This window comes from Cupriavidus sp. OV096 (assembly GCF_900115455.1).
GTDB lineage: Bacteria > Pseudomonadota > Gammaproteobacteria > Burkholderiales > Burkholderiaceae > Cupriavidus.
In genome coordinates this window covers 519,173-537,495 of the sequence record NZ_FOWM01000003.1, presented here as the reverse complement: position 1 = coordinate 537,495, position 18,323 = coordinate 519,173, and the positions used below count along the sequence as shown (strand labels likewise).

The 18,323-nt window shown below is 64.5% G+C and carries 16 protein-coding genes; 7 read left to right on the top strand and 9 right to left on the bottom strand.

What is annotated here, in order from left to right:
- Positions 1–26: 26 nt before the first annotated feature.
- On the top strand, positions 27–884 hold the full coding sequence (locus BM115_RS09775; protein ID WP_092293071.1) for a 23S rRNA (adenine(2030)-N(6))-methyltransferase RlmJ: 858 nt from the start codon (positions 27–29) through the stop codon (positions 882–884).
- 12 nt (positions 885–896) lie between these two features.
- On the opposite strand, the gene BM115_RS09770 is transcribed toward BM115_RS09775, so the two are convergent.
- The 7 genes from BM115_RS09770 to BM115_RS09740 all read right to left on the bottom strand — a co-directional run bounded on the left by BM115_RS09770 (position 897) and on the right by BM115_RS09740 (position 9,111).
- A complete protein-coding gene (locus BM115_RS09770; protein WP_255370754.1) occupies positions 897–1,274 on the bottom strand; it encodes a VanZ family protein in 378 nt (125 codons plus the stop codon).
- Positions 1,275–1,367: 93 nt separating this feature from the next.
- Positions 1,368–2,381, bottom strand: a complete 1,014-nt coding sequence (locus BM115_RS27390; RefSeq protein ID WP_218158025.1) for a fimbrial protein — start codon at positions 2,379–2,381, stop codon at positions 1,368–1,370.
- Between the two features lie 71 nt (positions 2,382–2,452).
- The gene (locus tag BM115_RS27385; RefSeq protein WP_218158024.1) at positions 2,453–3,526 is read right to left on the bottom strand and encodes a fimbrial protein; all 1,074 of its coding nucleotides are present in this window, start codon (positions 3,524–3,526) and stop codon (positions 2,453–2,455) included.
- Between the two features lie 68 nt (positions 3,527–3,594).
- Positions 3,595–6,168, bottom strand: a complete 2,574-nt coding sequence (locus BM115_RS09755; RefSeq protein WP_255370753.1) for a fimbria/pilus outer membrane usher protein — start codon at positions 6,166–6,168, stop codon at positions 3,595–3,597.
- 114 nt (positions 6,169–6,282) lie between these two features.
- On the bottom strand, positions 6,283–7,038 hold the full coding sequence (locus BM115_RS09750; RefSeq protein ID WP_092293067.1) for a fimbria/pilus periplasmic chaperone: 756 nt from the start codon (positions 7,036–7,038) through the stop codon (positions 6,283–6,285).
- 68 nt (positions 7,039–7,106) lie between these two features.
- Positions 7,107–7,640: a fimbrial protein gene (locus tag BM115_RS09745; RefSeq protein ID WP_092293065.1), complete on the bottom strand. Its 534-nt coding sequence runs from the start codon at positions 7,638–7,640 to the stop codon at positions 7,107–7,109.
- A gap of 295 nt (positions 7,641–7,935) precedes the next feature.
- Positions 7,936–9,111 (bottom strand): MFS transporter, encoded by a 1,176-nt coding sequence (locus BM115_RS09740; RefSeq protein WP_092293063.1) that lies wholly within the window; start codon positions 9,109–9,111, stop codon positions 7,936–7,938.
- A gap of 105 nt (positions 9,112–9,216) precedes the next feature.
- Here BM115_RS09740 and BM115_RS09735 point away from each other — a divergent pair, with 105 nt between their 5' ends.
- Entirely contained in the window at positions 9,217–10,167 is a 951-nt protein-coding gene (locus tag BM115_RS09735) for a GlxA family transcriptional regulator (protein ID WP_092293333.1), read from the top strand.
- Between the two features lie 29 nt (positions 10,168–10,196).
- Positions 10,197–11,546: an MFS transporter gene (locus BM115_RS09730; RefSeq protein WP_092293061.1), complete on the top strand. Its 1,350-nt coding sequence runs from the start codon at positions 10,197–10,199 to the stop codon at positions 11,544–11,546.
- On the opposite strand, the gene BM115_RS09725 is transcribed toward BM115_RS09730, so the two are convergent.
- Positions 11,543–12,772 (bottom strand): MFS transporter, encoded by a 1,230-nt coding sequence (locus BM115_RS09725; protein ID WP_092293059.1) that lies wholly within the window; start codon positions 12,770–12,772, stop codon positions 11,543–11,545. The two genes, BM115_RS09730 and BM115_RS09725, sit on opposite strands and share 4 nt — an antisense overlap.
- A gap of 138 nt (positions 12,773–12,910) precedes the next feature.
- On the opposite strand from BM115_RS09725, the gene BM115_RS09720 reads away from it, so the two are divergent.
- Complete coding sequence (locus BM115_RS09720; RefSeq protein ID WP_092293057.1) at positions 12,911–13,636, top strand: hypothetical protein; 726 nt, start codon at positions 12,911–12,913, stop codon at positions 13,634–13,636.
- A 5-nt stretch (positions 13,637–13,641) separates the two neighbouring features.
- Here the strand turns inward: BM115_RS09720 and BM115_RS09715 are convergent, their stop codons facing one another.
- Positions 13,642–14,526 (bottom strand): LysR substrate-binding domain-containing protein, encoded by an 885-nt coding sequence (locus BM115_RS09715; protein WP_092293055.1) that lies wholly within the window; start codon positions 14,524–14,526, stop codon positions 13,642–13,644.
- 163 nt (positions 14,527–14,689) lie between these two features.
- Between BM115_RS09715 and argH the strand changes: the two genes are divergently transcribed.
- From argH to BM115_RS09700, 3 genes are all read left to right on the top strand, one after another.
- Entirely contained in the window at positions 14,690–16,195 is a 1,506-nt protein-coding gene (argH, locus tag BM115_RS09710) for an argininosuccinate lyase (RefSeq protein WP_092293053.1), read from the top strand.
- Between the two features lie 26 nt (positions 16,196–16,221).
- The gene (locus tag BM115_RS09705) at positions 16,222–17,184 is read left to right on the top strand and encodes a Bug family tripartite tricarboxylate transporter substrate binding protein (protein ID WP_092293051.1); all 963 of its coding nucleotides are present in this window, start codon (positions 16,222–16,224) and stop codon (positions 17,182–17,184) included.
- A gap of 118 nt (positions 17,185–17,302) precedes the next feature.
- Complete coding sequence (locus BM115_RS09700) at positions 17,303–18,298, top strand: Bug family tripartite tricarboxylate transporter substrate binding protein (RefSeq protein ID WP_177219881.1); 996 nt, start codon at positions 17,303–17,305, stop codon at positions 18,296–18,298.
- The last annotated feature ends 25 nt before the right edge of the window (positions 18,299–18,323 follow it).

The window sequence follows — 18,323 nt, the reverse complement described above, 5'->3', positions numbered from 1 at the left end:
CTTGCGCGCCGTCATCCCGCCTCATCATGCTCAGTTATCGCCACGCCTTCCATGCCGGCAACCATGCCGATGTCCTCAAGCACGCCGTCGTGGTCCAGTTGCTGGAGCACCTGACGCAGAAGGACAAGGCGTTCTGGTACATCGACACCCATGCCGGCGCCGGCCTCTACGCGCTGGACCACGCCTACGCGCAGAAGAAGGCCGAGTTCGAAACCGGCATTTCGCGCATCTGGCAGGCTGCCGCCGATGGCCAGACCCTGCCCCCGTTCCTGGACGAATTCCTGGACCAGGTGCGCGCCCAGAACCCGGACGGCAACCTGCGTCACTACCCGGGTTCGCCATGGCTGGCCTGGCAGATGCTGCGCGATCAGGACCGCCTGCGGCTGTTCGAGCTGCACAGTACCGAGATCCAGGTGCTGCGCGACAATTTCCGCGGCGCGGGCCGCAAGGTCATGCTTTACGACGGCGACGGCTTCAATGGCATCAAGGCCATCCTGCCGCCGCCGCCGCGCCGCGCGCTGGTGCTGATCGACCCCTCATACGAAGACAAACAGGACTACGCGCGTACCGTGCAGGCCCTGGAAGACAGCCTCGAACGGTTTGCAACTGGCGTTTATGCGATCTGGTATCCGCAGGTGCAGCGGCGCGAGTCGATCCAACTGCCGGCGCAGCTGATGCGCCTGCCGCTGAAGAGTTGGCTGCATGTGACGCTGACTGTGAAGCATCCGGTGGAAGGCGGGCTCGGCCTGCATGGCAGCGGGATGTTCATCGTCAACCCGCCATGGCGGCTCAAGGAGACGATCGAGGAGGCGATGCCGCTGCTGGTGGATTTGCTCGGTCAGGATGCCGGCGCAAGCTACACGCTGGAATCGCTCGATAACTGACCCCGGCGCGCGTCAGGCCCGGGGCTCATTCCGATGGGCCGACAGACTGGGCCAGACCCGCGTCAGTGCGGCATGCACCAGCAGGCCCAGCGCCAGCCCGGCGGCGTCGGCGACCAGGTCATGCCAGTCGGACGAGCGGGTCGCCGTCATGCCTTGCAGCCATTCGATCAGCACGCCATAGGCCATCAGGCCGGCCAGCACCGCCGCCATGCGGCCGGCCCAGGCGCGCACGCCAAGCAGCGCGAGCACCCCGAAGGCAAGAAGGTGGTTGGATTTGTCCCAGCCGGTGGTCGGCTGTGGCACCGAGAGCGGCAGCAGCGACAGGACCAGCACGGCCACCGCGCAGATCGAGAACAGCAGTCGGTATTGATTCGGGGTCAGGCGCGGCACGGGGATTGGGGCCTATCGACGAGATGTCACGTCCAGAGCATAACAGGCCGCACCGCCACGGCTACGTGGCGTGCCACACGTTCCCGCCGCGCGCTATTGGTAAGTCATGGTAAAGGTCATCGCCGTATTCGCAGTTCCGCCGGTTATCGCCCAGGCGGTCTGGTGATAGCGGGCCCTCAAGGGAATCCGGTAGCTTCCGCCAGCCGTGGGCCAATAGCCAGTAAATGATCGGTTCGCGCCGAGCGGCAGTATGGCGCCGGCATTATCCAGCAATTGCACGCCAACGCCCCGCGCGGTTGAGTTGCTGTCGAGCGCCACGATCGATTTCGCGGCGTCGAGAACCCGCGTGACAGCATCCAGTCGATACTGAATGCCTTGTATCCCCGCCGGGCAGTTGTTGACGTCGATGGCGAACGACGTGGCGGGCGCGGGCGATCCGATCCCCCCAAAATCCATATTCGAGCGCGTGCCCATATTCACCGTGACATTGGGGGTTGAGCAGGCAAGCTCGGAGAACGTGGGATTGCCACTCACTGTGACATCCACGCCAGCCATGGGAAGCTGCTTGTAGAACTCCTCGATGCCAGCCTGTGCGACCCTGCCCGGCAGACTCACTGTGCCGGCCCTGATCGGCCCGGTCTTGACGAAGGCGAAATTCATTCGCGTTCCCCATTGCATCCGTGTCGCGCCGGGATTCGTCGTCCCCATGGTAATGCCCCAGGTCGGCGGCACGCTAACAGGCTTCGCGTTGTCACCGCCATACCACTCGCGCCGCGTCCCTGAATTCACACCGATAACCAGGCCAACGCCCTGTAGATTGGTATTGTAGACATGGTAATTCACGCCATTTTCAATGAATGTCACCCCAGACTGCTGGAGGGTTGACCGATAGTACGGCCCCGCAGGCCGATACGCCGCCAGCATGCAGGTCCACACCTCCCGGCCCATGCTCTGCATGCCTGTCCACGGAGAAATGCGGGCGCCGATCGGCACATCCCGCGCTACCCCGAAGTTGCCCGAGGGCAGCTGGAAGTTGAACACCGAGGGGTTGGGACTGTCGCACGACACGGCCTGGGCCTCCCCCTGCACGAGGGCGAACCACGCCATCACGGCGCCTCCTGTCGTGCGAAGGAGGGTTCTTGTGTGAATCACTGACATATTTACCTGCTTTTGATGCATTACTGGTAAGTCATGGTGAAGGTCATTGCCGTATTGGCGGTGCCTCCCCTTATTACTTCGCCAGTTTTGTAATAGCGTGCCTTTAGCGGAATCTTGTAGCTTCCGCCAGACGTGCGGTTATATCCGGTGAATGGCTTATCCACCCCGAGCGGCAGCACGGCACCGGCGCCATCCAGCAACTGCACGCCAATGCCCTGCGCGTTCGAATTCCCATTGAGGGCCACCACTGAATTGGCGCTATTAAGTACCTGGGTGACGGCATCCACCCGATACTGGATGCCATTCAGCCCCCCGGGACAATTGTTGACGTCAATGGTGAACGCGGTGGCGGGCGCGGCGGACCCCACACCTTGAAAATCCGTGTGCGACCGCGTGCCCATGTTCACGTTGACATTGGGCGTGGTACAGGCCACTTCGGAGAAGGTGGGGCTGCCACTTGCCCTCACATCGACGATGGCTTGCGGATTCCCGTCGTACATTGCGTCAATGCCGACCTGCAGGACAGTACCCGGAAGATTCACCGCGCCGGCTGTAATCGGCCCGGTCTTGACGAATGCGAAACTCATTCGCGTCCCAAACCCTATGGGTTGGCGGCTACTGCTTGTTGTCCCGACGGCAACCTCCCAATTTGTCGGGACGCCGTGCAGCCTCGCGTTATCGCCGCCATACCAATTGCCCCCAGCCCCTGAATTGACGCCGATCACCAGTCCAACCCCCTGGACATTCGTGGTGAAGACCGGAAAATTCTCCCCGCCCTCGGAATAGTGGAGTTGCCCGGCCCGCGGCAGCCCTGCCCGATAAGCCGGCCCGATGTTCACGTCCGCCGGCACAGTGCATCGCCACGTCTGCCTGCCCGCAGTTTGTCTGCTGGTCCACGGGGAAATGCGCGTGCCAACCGGCGCATCCCTTGGCACCGCGAAGGTCCCCACGGGTAGCTGGAAATTGAACACGGCGGGATTGGGACTGTTACACGTGAGACCCTGGGCGTGGGCTTGCCCCTGGGCAAGCGCCAGCCATGCCACCACGGTGATCACCATCGTCCGCCCAAGCTTTGCTGCTGTAATGACTGACATCAAAAATCCTCCGCTGTTGGCATTTGCCTCCGGCTTTCCGGCGGCGATTGCGGGCCGAAGCCGCGCGGCTACAGGCATTGCGCATCGACGGTGGCGATGCCGATCGCGTTGCGCGCATCGGACAGCGCGGGGAGTCGATAGCTGAACTGACATGCCTGCCCCGCGCCATCGGCCGAAGCCACCGTCAACTCGCCGCTATCGCTCTGCAGGCCACGGACGATGATTCGCCCGCCCTGCCCCACCATGCCCACCGATTCGCCCGCGGCGTCGAGCACTTCCCCGCCGAACGGCACCGGCTTGCCATCCGCCGTCCGCACGCGCACGATGGCGGCCCGGCCGGGGTTCGCCGTCTCGAACAACACCTTCACGATTGCGCCGGCGGTCGGGGCGAGTTGTTGCAGCGTCGACTTGAGTTCGACATCCAGCGGCAGGCCCTTGGGATCAATTTCCACCTCGTTTCGGGCAAACGGCATCAGGCTCGACACCACCGCACGCCCCCACGGATCCACCCGCAAGCCATTGCCGCCCCCGACCCGCGCACCGGATGCACCCTTCGCTTCGACGATCGCCAGGGTGTCGCCCAGGCTCGGCGTCAGGACAACGCCGCCGCTGTAGGCAACAACGCCGCCCGAGATACCGGCGGATGCCTGGGTATAGGTGTTGCTCTTGCTGGCACCGCCCGTGAACGCGGCCAGTGTCGACTGATACGACGCGTTCCCACCGACGCTCGTGGCATGGCTCGCGCTGCCCCCTCCGGTGTACCCGGCATTCAAGCCGTAGCTGAATGCGTTGTCGACGCCGTACGATCCAGTCACCGACTGGTTCACCGAGGTAGGCCCCGACGAGCCGGTCTGTACGCTGGTCGTCGAGTACGGTGCCTGCGTGGCCTTGCCCAGCGGAACGCCCAGGCTCAGCATCACGCGACTGTTCCACCTCGCGGTGTTCACGTCGAACTGGCGCGCGGCAGAGACACCATAGTTGACCCGCCGGAAGCTGTTGTTATAGCCAAGCTGGAACTGTGTATCGCGGCCGTTGCGCCGCCAGTAGTCCTGGGTGGATCCACTCACGTAGAAGTTGCCGTAGCCGCCCGGCAGCGCCTGGTTCAGCACCAGTTGCAGCCGGCCGCGTGGGGTGCCGTGCAAGGCCACGCCCATGTCTTTCCGGTCCAGATCGCCCAGGGCGACGGCATCCGCGAGGCTGAGGTACCCGCCCGTGGAGTACCGATAGGCGGCCAGCGTCAGGTTGGTGTTGGTGGGTTCCACCAGCTTGCTCAAGCTCAGCCGCACACTCTGCCCATGACGGTCCGGCTCGTTGCGCAGCCGCGTGGAGGCATGGGTGATATCCGCGCCCAGCGCACCAAAGCGGGTGTTAAGCGCGGCGCCAATCACGCCGGCCGCATAGTCCTGCGCAACCGTCACCCCGCCAAAGCCTGTGATCAGGTTGGTGAAGCCATGCTGCACGGTGGCCTGCATCATCAGCGGCTTGCCATTGCTTGTGGCGCTTCGATACTGGCCCGCGGCCACGCCATAGCGGGTCACGCCCGGCCGCAGAGCATTCACCGCGCCGGCATAGGGCACCTTCGAGATGTGCACGCTGCCATCGGCCTCCGTCACCACCACTTCGAGGTCGCCGCCATAGCCGGTGGGGTACAGGTCGTTGATCTCGAAGGCGCCGGCCGCGACGTTGGTTTCGTAGATCGTGTTGCCGTTCTGGCGGATCTCCACCCGGGCATTGCTGCTGGCGATGCCGTGCACCACCGGCGCATAGCCGCGCTGCGACTCCGGATACATCCGATCGTCGCTCGACAGTTGCACGCCTCGAAAGCCCACGCTGTCAAACATGGTGCCATCGGTGTAGGCATCGCCAAAGACCAGCTGGCTCTTGATGGAAGCAAGCGAGCGCTGGACAAACGTCTGCGTCGCCTGGTAGCGGGTGCCGGTGCGTTCGTGGTGGGTCAGGCTGCCGTTGTGACGAAAACGCCATGCGCCCGCGTTCACGCCGCCATTCAGCCCGACGAAGCCCTGCGTGGCGGAAAAACCCTGCCCGCTATTGTGATAAACGCTGGCGTTGTAGAGCAGGCGTCCTGCGCTCACACCTTCATCCCAATACTTCGGGTCGATGTAGCCACGCGGCTGGCGGCTCATGGCAACTTGCGGCAGGCTCAGATCGAGGCGCTGCTCACTGCTGTCGAAGTGCGCGACAGCGTCCGGCACCAGTTGCGCGAGCGTCGGGCAGGCAGCGGCATCGTCCAGTAGCGCATTGGCCTCCGGCGTCAGCGCGGCAAGGTCCACGCCGATGCGCTCGAGCAGGGCGCGATCGAAACACGGATGCACCTCGTTTGCTGCGCCGGCCTGGCGCAAGACAACCTCAGTCCGGCCCAGCCAGACTTCGTTGACATGCAGATCCGCCCGGTACGTACCCGGTACGGCCGCATTCCCCTTGCTGAAGCGGCTGACATCCACCCGCCCGTGACCGGGCTGGTGCAGGAAGATATCGTTGAAGGCAACCTCCCCAGCAGTAGGGGTGGCCATTCCATCCGCCCACGCCGAGGCGCTGGTGAACAGCGCGAGCGAGACCATGGTCGGACGCAGGCGGAAACGGGATGCGAGGGGTTGTTTTTGGTGGGACACGGGGATCTTCATCACAAATTCAGACAAGCCGATCCCCTGCCGTATGGCGGCATCGCAAAAACGCTAGATAGGGGATACGTTGGAGGCGTCCTGCGCGGCGACAGCTTCGCCGGCAAGCGCCGCTATTCAGTGGGTCGCGGCGGCTTCGCCGGTGACCGCTCCGCCATGGTCATTGAGGGCGGTGTAATGGACCTTGGGGGCTGCGGACTGCGTGACGTCGCCCTTGAGCGGGAACACCTGGGTTTCGCCCGGGTTCACCATGCCGCCGTCATCGAAGCTGGCGACCTTGCCGTCGCTGCCTTTCACTTCCAGCGCGGTAAAGGAAACGTGGTACGAGGTCGGATTGCGGGCTTCCAGGCTGAACTGATTGCCGGATGCCACCAACCGCCAGGCCACCTGCCCCGGAGCGTCCAGTGCGCTGCCCTTCAGGTTTGCGGGGCGATAGAACATCTTGATGCGCGAGCGGAACGCGAGCTGCAAATGGTTGGTGTTCGCGCCACTGGCTTCGGCCTTGGGCGGGATTTCCAGCACGTTGAGCCAGAACACCGACTCCTTGTCCTGCGGCAGTGGCTCGCCGGTATGGAGGATGCGCAGGGTCTGCGCCTTCTTCGGATCAATGCGCATCACGGGCGGAGTGACCAGAAATGGCACCTCCACGGTAGATGGCGCGGCCTTGGGGTCGCCATTGTCGAGCCAGGCCTGGGTCAGCGCCGGAGCATTTCCCTGATTGGAAAGCTTGATCGTCGCTTCTTTTTCGTTGGCGTTGTACACCACACGCGTGCCGCCGATCACCACCGAAGCGTGAGCGCTCCACGCGGCAGGCAGGCTCAGCACGAGCACGGCTGCGGTCAGTACGGAACGGATTTTCTGGTTGGTGATCATGATTGCACGCGGTATTCAGGAAACAAGGGGTGAAAAGGTGGCGCGACACCGCGCCACCCGATACGGCTTTACTGATAGGCGATGGAGTACATCACGCTGGTATTGGCCGCGCCGGCGGTTGCCGCGCCGGTGGCGACGTACTGGGCGTAGTAGCGCAGCGTGGCGGCACCAGAGGCCAGGGGAACCGACTTCGAGTTTTGCAGGGCATTGGCGAAACCGACGTTGATGTTGGTTTCGTCCGAGGCGTTCTGCAGGCCGATCTGCACGCGCTGGGCGCCGCCTGCGGTGAGGTTCAGGCGACCCGTGGAGGCGTCGGTGTTGGGACCCGCCTCAAAGAAGGTGCGCACATTGCCTGCGGTCGGCGTGCAGCCCGACAGCGCGATGCTGAACGGCGTGCGGCCGGCGGTCTTGCCCGCTGCGGAGAGCGAGGACGCCGACACGGTCGGCAGGGCAACCACGAAATTGGTAGCGCCACCATTGATGGCACAAGTCTGCGCCGTGACGTTGCCGGTGAAGGTGATCGTACCGTCGGCGGCTGCAGCCATTTGCGAAGCCATTGCGGTGCCACCAATGATCAAGGCGGAGAGGAGTTTGCTTTTCATGAAGGAATCTATGCAGAGGTAAAACGACTGAGAATCTGGACATTGCGAACATGCGTACGGATGTGGCCAGCCTGTTTGCAGGACGTGTTGCCGTGGTCGGGAACGCTTCGCTGCAATCGAGCGAATAATAGGGAGGACAGCCCGCCCGATAAATCGACGATTCTTTAATTTTCAGACGGGAGAAGACGTGCGAAAGCCGTCACTGGCGTGCGCCGTGACGGCCGAAAATGCAGAGAGAATCACGAAATCCGCTGGTGCGGCGGGGGCTCCGGTGAAGCGCGAATTTCGCGAGCAGTCAGGAGACCATCGCTGGGCGGATGCCTCGGCGCTGGCTCGCCATACTTCGATGCGCGGCCATGGCAAAGCCGAAGGCCATGGCGATCAACACGGCCGCGACCAGGCTCAGGTACTGCCCGCCTGTCGACTGGATTACGACCCCGCCCAGCAGGCCCGAGCAGGCCAGCCCCGTATAGGTAGCCGTATTGTTCAGCGCAAGCACCAGCGGCGCCGTCGTCGGGGACAACTGGACGAGCCGATGCTGTTGCGGAACGATGAGCCCCCATCCGCAAATGCCCCAGATGACCAGCGAAACCAGGGCCGTCGCCGCGTGGCCGGCCATCCACGGCAGCGCACAGAAGTTGAGGATCGCCACCCAGAGCATCGCGTGGATGATGTGGCGGCTCTCGAAGCGGTCCACGAGACGGCCGGCCATGAGGTTCCCGAACGTCGCGGCAACGCCCCACACCAGCAACATCCCAGCCAGAATGCGTTCGTCGCCACCCGTCACGCGCGCCAGCACCACGCCGGCGTAGGTGTAGACCATCAGGAACCCGCCGAACGCGAACAGTGACGTGAGCAAGGTCAGCGCGACGCGCCTGTCACGCAAGGGAGCAAGCCGCTCCCGCAACCGGACGGCCGCTGGCAACGGAACGGACGGCAGCATCGTCCAGACGCCGATCATCGCGACGATACCGAGCGCCGTGACGAACCAGAGCGTTCCCCGCCACCCGCCGAATCCGCCGATAAAGGTGCCGAGTGGCGAGCCCAGCGCCGTGGCCCCCGTCAGGCCGGCTGTGACCGTGGCCAGCGCACGCCCGCGCTTCTCCGGTGCGGCGAGCGCGGCGGCCACACCCAATGCGGTCGGCGAAAACAGCGCGGCGCCGAAGCCTGCCAGCACCCGGCTCAGCAGCACCCACTGGAGGTCGGTAGCGAGCGCGCTGATGGCGTTGCCGATCACGAAAATGCCCAGCGCGGTCACCAGCAGCCGCTTTCTCGGCAAGTTGCCCGCCACGGCGGCCATCACGGGCGCCGCCACGGCATAGGTCAACGCGTAGCAAGTCACCATCAGGCCGGCCATGCTGATCGATGTGTGCAACGAAGCCGCCACGCCGGGCAAGATGCCGGCGACGACGAAGTTGTCCGTGCCCATGGCGAACATGCCCAGCGCCAGTATCAGTAGTCGACGATCCATAGGAGCAACTCGGTGAAATGCGGTTGATATCGATCATATTCGCCGTTGACCGTGTCTCAAATGTCATATATACCGTCAATTCAGGACATGACCCCGGGTATCACCATGCACACGATCGGTTTCGTCGTCTTTCCGAACTTCTATCTGATGGGCCTGGCGGCCGTCACGGCGTTCGAGCTGGCCAACGTCGTCCTCGAAGAGCGGGCCTACGACGTGACGGTGCTGTCGGAGACCGGCGGACTGGTGATGTCGTCGGCCGGCATTCGGGTCGATTCGCAGCCCTTCGGCGACAACGCCTATGACACGGTCATGTTCGGCTCGGGGGTCGAGATCGACATCACTTCCGCCGCGTTGACCGCTTTCGTCGCCCGTTCGCTGAAGACGGCAAGGCGGATTGCGGCGCCATGCACGGGCGCCTTCATCCTGGCGCAGGCGGGCGTCCTGGATGGCCGGCGCGCAACCACCCATTGGCGGTTCGCGCATGACCTGCAGCGCCGCTTCCCGAAGATCGCGGTCGAAGAGGACCAGATTTTCATCGTGGACGGGCCGATCTGGACTTCCGCAGGCATGACGGCCACCATCGACATGGCGCTCGCCATGATCGAGAAGGACCACGGCGCGGAGGTCTCGCGCACGGTGGCGCGCAAGCTGGTCATCTATCATCGGCGCGCGGGCGGCCAGTCGCAGTTTTCCACGTTGCTCGACCTCGACCCGAAGTCCGACAGGATCCAGAAAGCCATCGACCACGCCAACGCCAACCTGCGCCATCCGCTGACGGTGGACGAACTGGCCGATGTCGCCGGGCTCAGTCCACGCCAGTTCAGCCGGGCATTCAGCGCGGAGACCGGTCAATCGCCCGCAAAGGCCGTGGAACACCTGCGCGTGGAGGCGGCGAGGCTGCTGCTGGAGAAAGGCCGACTTTCGCTGGACGTGATCGCGCAGGAAGTCGGATTCTCTGACCGCGAGCGCATGCGGCGCGCCTTCGTCCGCACCACCGGGCAACCGCCGCAGGCAGTTCGCCGCCTGAGCCGGGCCCCTGCCGAGCGATCGGCCTGACACCTTCCCATCGACAGTCTCCCCCCAACATGACCAGCACGCTCGATCACATCCCCCGCCACGCTACGGCCGCCCCGGTGTCTCTGGAAAGCGCCATCGAGGCCGCGGGCGTCGGCAAGTTCCAGTACCGGCTCTTTGTCATCTTCGGCCTGGTGTGGCTGGCGGACGCCATGCAGGTGCTGTCCATCGGCTTCAGCGCCCCGTCGATTGCGAAGACGTTCGGCATCTCCGTGCCCCAGGCGCTGCAAACGGGCACGTTCTTCTTCGTCGGCATGCTGGCGGGGGCGTTCTTCTTCGGGCGACTGGCGGACCGCATCGGCCGGCGGCCCGTGCTGATGACGGCCGTGGTCATCGACGCGATCTGCGGGGTCGCCTCCGCCTTCGCGCCGGACCTGACCTGGCTGCTGGTGCTGCGCTTGTTCACGGGGATTGGCGTCGGCGGCACGCTGCCCGTCGACTACACCATGATGGCGGAGTTCCTGCCCCGCGACCGCCGTGGCCGCTGGCTGGTCCTGCTGGAGTCCTTCTGGGCGCTCGGCACGCTCTGCCTGGCCTTGCTGGCGCTGGCAGCGCTGTCCTATGGCGATCAGGCCTGGCGCGCGATCTTCCTTGTCACCGCCATTCCCGCGCTGGTGGGCGTGGTCCTGCGCTTCTATATCCCGGAATCGCCGATGTTCCTCAACCGAAACGGGAAGCCGGACGCGGCGCGCGCGGTGCTCCAGCGTGTGGCCGATGCGAACGGCAGGCAGGTGGAAATCCCGCCGCTGCAAGCGGAGCGTGCCGCGCCAAAATCGGTCCTTGCGCTGTTCTCGGGCGGTCTTCGGCGCCGCACCCTGGCGCTGCTGGCGGCATGGGCGCTCGTCTCCATCGCGTACTACGGCGTGTTCGTCTACCTGCCGATCAAGCTCGGCGCCGAAGGATTCGCCTTCATGCGCGGGCAGGTCTTCCTGGTGATCCTCGCCATCGTGCAGTTGCCGGGCTACGCCTTGTCTGCCTATGGCGTGGAACGCTGGGGCCGGAAGCCCACCCTGATCGGCTTCCTGCTGCTCAGCGCCGCGGGGTGCATGCTGTACAGCTTTGGCACCGATCCCACGGTGGTGGTCGGCTCGACGCTACTCATGAGCTTCTCGCTGCTTGGCACATGGAGCGCGCTGTACGCCTTCACCCCCGAGGTCTATCCGACCGACCTGCGGGCCACGGGCATGGGCACGTGCGGCGCCGTGGCGCGTTTCGGCGGACTGTTCGCGCCCTCGATCATTGCCCCGGTGATGGCCACGCACTTCACCCTGGCGCTGGCCTTGATCTCCGCCATGCTGCTCGCCGGGGCGGTCGCCATTGGCGCCGTCAACGTGGAGTCGAGGAACCGCGCGCTGGATTAGGAGGACGGCACCAGATCCGGCGACGGCGCCCTCGGCACCAGCGCGAAGGCGATCTGGATCAGGCCAACGGTCAACCCCAGCGCGGCGCCCACCTTCCACGCGACGGAGTAGTTCTGCATCAGGTCATAGAGCCAGCCGCCCCCGAAGGCGCCGATAAAGCTGCCGATCTGGTGACTGAAGAACGCCACGCCGGCGATCATCGCCTGCCAGCGCAGGCCGAACGTCTGCGCAATCCATCCTTGCACCAGCGGCGACACGCCCAGCCAGAGAAACCCCATGACCCCGGAGAACACCAGCGTGCTTTCCGGGGTCGGCAGGGTGTGGAAGAACCAGATGAAGCCGAGGGACCGGCAGATATAGATGCCGCCGAGCAACAGCAGCTTGTTGACCCGCCCGCCCGCCCATCCGAAAAACAGGCTGCCCAGCACGTTGAATCCGCCGATCATGCCGAGCGCCTTGGCGGACAGCATCGGGTCCATGCCACAGATATCGAGGTATGCGGGAAGGTGCGTCGTCAGGAACACCAATTGCATCCCGCAGACGGTGTAGGCCAGCGCCATGACCACGAACGGCGGATGCCGCAGCGCGCCCATCAGGGCCTGGCGGCCACTCAGCTCCGGCTGCGCCCGCGTGGGCGCCTGGCGCGAAGTGTCAGAACGGCCAGCAAACCAGGCGGCGGGCAGCATCACCAGCGCCAGCACGACAAAGGCGGCCACGCCCATGCGCCAGCCCCATTCGCTGGCAATGCTCTGCCCCAGCGGCGCGGCGATCATCGCCCCGAGCGAACCGCAGGCCGACACGCAGCCGAGCACCAGGCTGCGCACCTGAACGTTCACGGCGCTCGATGCCGCGGCCATCGCCATCGCCGTGCCGGTGGAAGCCATCGCCATGCCGATCAGCACCCCGGCGCCGAGCACGACCGCCCAGAGTCCGTGGGACGTGGCGAGCAGCACCAGCCCGATCAGGTACAGCAACGCGCCCCCGACCATCAGCGGGCGGAACCCGGTTCGTACCGCCAGCGCGCCGGCAAATGGCTGCAACACACCCCAGGTGAGGTTTTGTACCGCCACGGCAATCGTGAAATCGCCCACTGAAATCCCGATGTCGCGGGTCAGGGGCGGCACGAAAATGCCCAGGCTCTGCCGCAGGCCCATGGCGAGCGACAGCATGACTGAGGCGCCAATGAGAATTGGCAGTGCGGGACGCACCGAGGCAAGACGGGACATGCGAGGGCTCTTGTTATTAGCGGCCTGTGCACAGGCCGGAAATGCCATTTTCGTTGAATCGTCAATGAAAATACATCCTCGGGAATACCGAGGAAGCACTGCCCTGCAGAATGAGGGCGACGCATTACACTGTCGGCCATGCACCACATCCCCCAACCCTCTCCTGCACCGCTCATTGCCTATTTCTGGAGTGACGATGCCATCCGCAGCCGGAGTGTGAGTGACGTCGTGTTATCCGGCACGGTCGACATTCCCGAACCGCCGGCCCGGCTGCGCGCGGATTGGGCGCGGGAAATCGGGTCCAATATGTCGCTGGAAACCGGCGATGTCGAAGCGATGTCCCTGCCACGGGCGCGAATGCGCTGGCCCGACTACTCGGCCTGCGTACAGGCGGTGTCAGATTGGGCGCGCACCTTCGGCATGATTTTGTCGACCGACGTCGCGCTCATGGCCTGCCGCGGCGCGCGCTATCACCATGATGGAGAGCAATACGCCGGTCTGGCCTTCTGCAATCTCTTCCTGAGTGAAGACAAAGGGCTGGACGTGCATTTTCCGGCGCTGGATCTTCGTATCCCCTTGCAACGGGGGACGGTGATGATCTTCGATACCTGCCAGCCGCACGCCGTCATTCGGCGCGGCAGCGATGGTTTCGATTTGGCCGATTTTCCCTCGGACCAGGATTGGACACAGCTATTTTTGACCTGGGAGTTGCCGGTCGAAAGGGCCCCCGTCGAACAGGCGCTCAACATCAAATTCGATATTGACCCTGCCGCTGCCGCGACGATGAATGCCGAGCAATTGCGGCTGAATGGCGAAAGGGTCGATGTCCGCCACGACTCCGGCCAGTGGCGACCGGCGGATTAACCGCCTCAGTCATCCGCTGCGTCGAACGCCTGCCGCACGCACGCCGCCAGCCGGCTAGCCAGGAAATTCAAGGGGAAATGGTCAGACGTGACCGCGAAGCTGCGGAACATGACCTCGCCCGCAAACGGAATCTCGCGCACATCGGGCAAGCCAAGCGCGTGGCTGACGATCGGACTCACGATGGACACGCCGAGACCCTTGCTGACCATCTTGCAGATCGTCGTGGCAAACGGCGTTTCGATGGCCAGCAGCCGCGAGCCGATCGGAAAGTGCCGGTCGATCTCCCGCCGGTTCGCGCTTTCCGCCGGCAGCGAAATGAAGGATTCCCCTTCGAAATCCGCCGGATTCAGGACCGAACGTGTCGCCAGCCGATGGGATGCGGGAACAATGCCCACGCCACGCGCGAGATTGATTTCCTCATATTGCAGGCTCGGTAGTTCGGTCGGAACGGAGCAAAATCCAATATCGCAAAATCCTCTCGCGATCCATTTAGCCACCACCTCGGACCTGCCCGTATTCAGCAGCACTGGAATATCGGGAAAATCCTGCCGAAAAAATCGCATGGCGTCCGGCAATATGCTGTCGGCAATAGAGCCGACGGCCCCCACGCGCAGTAGCCCGGTGCCCCGGCTGCGAATGGTGTTCGCACTATCGTCCAGAGATTCGAGTCCGATGAAAGCGCGTTCGACATCCGCATAGAACGCCTCGGCCTCTGCCGTCGGAATCAACTTGGTCCCCACGCGCTGAAACAACTGGAAGCCCACCTTGCTCTCCAGCAAGCCGATCCAGCGGCTGATATTGGGTTGCGACGTATGCAGAAGACCGGCCGCCGTGGTCATGGAGCGCGACATCATCACGGCGCGGAACGCCTCGATTTCTTTGAAGTTCATGGAACGGCCTCCCGAAAGATGGCGATTGTGGCACGCAGGGACGCATGCGCCACCCCGCCCTCAACCCATATCGGAATTGTATAAGACAGTGCGATCGGCTGATTTGACGCATGGGTTGTCGCAAACCAAACTCGATGTATGTTTATTTCAACCGAGTTTGAAAATGGAATCCAAAGTCAGCCGCCGGCTTAAGCAACCTCCCGCCAAAGAGGTTATCCAGTACATTTTCCAGCCGCGTACCACGCGTGAATTCTTTACCAAGAATTTCGAAGTGCTGACGCAAATCAACCTGGCCCATCTGGTCATGCTGGACCAGCAGGAGATTCTCGACAAAACCACCACGGCGACCCTCGCCAACGCCCTGCTGAAAATGCGGCGCGAGGGCCCCGAGGTCGTCGAACTCGATGAAGCGCGGGAGGATGCCTATTTCAACTACGAGGCGCACCTGATCCGCCTGATTGGCCAGAATGTCGGCGGCCGTCTGCACACGGCACGGAGCCGCAACGATATTGGGGCGACCAATGACCGGATCCGCGCGCGCGGCTTCGTGATCCGGATCTGCTCGGCGCTGGCCGGGCTATGCGACGCCGCGCTGAGCCAGGCGGATGCCTACGCCGACTACGTCATGCCCGGCTATACCCACATGCAGGCCGCGCAGCCCATCACCTATGGCTATTACCTGTCGGCGCTGGTGGAAGCCTGGTCCCGGGACATCGACCGCCTGATGCACGTCCTGGAAACCCTCGACGGCTGCCCGATGGGCGCTTGCGCGCTCGCCGGCACGTCATTTCCGGTCGACCGCACCCTCACCAGCACCCTGCTCGGCTTCAGCCAGCCGCTTGGCAACGCGCTGGACAGCGTGGCGTCCCGGGACTTTGCGCTGGAGTTGAGCGCGGCACTCTCGATCATGATGATCACCTGCAGCCGGATGGTGCAGGACTTCTATATCTGGTCGACGCCGGAATTCGGCTACCTGACGTTTCCGGACAGCATCGCCGGCACGTCGAGCATCATGCCGCAGAAGAAGAACCCGGTCGTGCTCGAATACCTGCGTGGCAAGACCGCCCAGCTGATCGGCCTGACCTCGGCCGCCCTCACGACGGTGAAATCCACGCATTTCTCGCATTCCGGCGACAGCAGCCGGGAAAGCACGCGAACCTGCTGGGAGAGCTGCGAAGAGGCCCTGAAGAGCCTGGAACTGATGAAGCTGCTGGTGCGGGACGTGCAGCCCGAGCGGGAACGCATGGCGTCGCGCGCGGCTAACGACTTCTCCACGGTGACGGATCTGGCCGACCTGCTCGTCCGCAAGGCCGACCTCTCGTTCCGCGATGCCCATCACATTATCGGCGCCGTAGTGCGGCGTGCGCTCGACGAGGGCCTGCCGGCGACCGCGATCACCCCAGCGATGATCGATGACGCCACTGCGGAGCAAGTTGGCAGGCCCGCCGGGCTCTCGGCCGAGGACGTCGCCCAATGCCTGGACCCGATCCGCAATGTGAACAGTCGCCAGTCGTACGGCGCGCCAGCCCCGCAAGGCGTGCGCGAGCGGCTCGACGTGCAGCGCCGCGCGCTCGATACCCGCACCACCGCGCTGGACGCCACCGTCACCCGCATCGACGACGCCGCCGCATTGCTGGAGCAGCGCACCCGGAACCTGGCCGCCGGCTGACAACATCAAGAATAGAGGAGACAACCATGTTCAAGTTCACCACCGTGCTCATCGCGGCCATGGCGTGCTGCTCGGCCGCCGGCGCGCAGGGCTACCCCAACAAGCCGATCGACCTCGTCGTGCCCTTCGCGCCCGGCGGCACTGTGAATCTCACCGCGCGGCTGCTGGCCACGCGCATGTCCCAGATGCTCGGACAGCCGGTGATCGTCGACAACAAGCCGGGCGCCGGCGGCGCCATCGGCGCGGCCTATGTGGCCAAGGCACGTGCCGATGGCTACACGCTGCTGTACGCCACCATGGGCAGCCAGGTCATCCAGCCGCTCCTGACGAAGAACCTGACCTTCTCGCCCGCGAAGGACTTCACGCCAATCGCGCTCTTCGCCACGGTGCCGAACGTGCTGGCTGTCTCCGCAAACACGCCGGCGAAGAACATGGCCGAACTGCTCCAGTACGCCAAGGCGAATCCCGGCAAGCTGAACATGGGCTCCGCCGGCCAGGGCTCCGTCAACCACATGATCGGCGAGCTGTTCATGCTGCGGACGGGCGTCAAGTTCACCCACGTGCCGTACAAAGGCGCGGGACCGGCGACCACCGACCTCCTCGGCGGCCAGATCCAGATCCTGTTCGCGAATCTTCCGGGCCTGCAGCCGTATGCGAAGGCCGGCAAGATCCGGCTGCTCGGCGTGGCCAGCCACCAGCGCAATCCCGCGATTCCGGACGTGCCGACGTTTGAGGAACTCGGCATCAAGAACGCCGAGACCGAGTCGTGGTCAGCCCTGATGGCACCGGCCGGCACCAGCGCAGAGGTCATCAGGAAGCTGCAGGACACCGTGCGGACCGTCGCCACGGATCCGGCCATGGTCAAGCAGTTGATTGCCGAAGGCGCGCAGCCGTTCTATGGCACGAGCGACACCTTCGCCAAGGTGATCGCGGAGGACAACAAGCGTTGGACCGAGGTGGTCAAGCGCGCCAATGTCCAGCTCGATTAGGAACGGCGTGTTCGCGCCCACCCAACTGGGGCAGAGCCGCCCCCCCATTACAGGGAGGGTAGCCCACCCTCTTTGACCTACATCATCCCCGAACACCGTATGTTTCGAGGGGATGACGATGGCACGCAAGTTTCCATGCTGCACCACGGCGAAGCGGCGCGCGACGCTGGCCGCACTCGCTGTGACCCTGGGGTTGTGCGCCGGCGGTGTTCGCGCTGAAACGTTCCCCTCCCGTCCGCTGCGCATCGTCCTGTTGATCGGCCCCGGCAGTAGCGGCGATGCCGTGTCGCGCTTCGTCGCCGACAAGCTCGGCGCTGCCTTGGGCCAGCCGGTCATCGTCGAGAATCGCCCCGGCGCGGAGGGCCTGATCGCTGTGCAGAGCGTCCTGAGCGCACCGGCCGACGGCTACAGCATCCTGCTGGTGACGCCTTCCATGCTCAGCGGTCCGCTACTGAACAAGGCCGCGAACTACGATCTCCAGCGGGACTTCCGCATGGTGTCGTTCCTCTACCGCAACTCCGCGCTGCTCGTGACGGGGCCGCAGAAGCCCTACGCCGACGTGAAGCAGGCGCTGGAGACCGTCCGCGCCACGCCCGGCGCCGTCAGTTTGGCCGACTACGGCAACACCTACCGCGTCGCCGGCATGCTGCTGGCCCAGCAAGGTGGCCTGGCGTTCAATGCGGTCAGCTACAAGGGCTTCTCGCAGGCATCGGCCGATGTGATCGGCGGTGCGGTGGACCTCGGCCTGCTCGACGCCGGCGCCTCCATGCCGCTGGTGCGCGCGGGCAAGCTGCGCGCACTGGCCAGCACCGCCACGACCCGCCTGCCGGACCTGCCCGCCGTGCCCACGCTGCGCGAAACGGGCTTCCCCGGCTACGAGATGTATGTCTGGATCGGGCTCGCGGTCCGCCGCCAGACCGACGACGCCACGGCGCGGCGTCTGGAACAGGCTGTCGCCGCCATCACACGGTCCCCGGCCTACCTGCAATTCCTGACGACGTTTGCCGGCTCCGAAGCGATGTCCGTCTCGGGCGCGCAGGCCGATCAGGACCTTGCCAACGAATCCACACGATATCGGCGCGCAGTCGAGGCCATCCAGCAGGCCCGGCGCTGAATTCCCCGAACCTCCGAATCCCCCG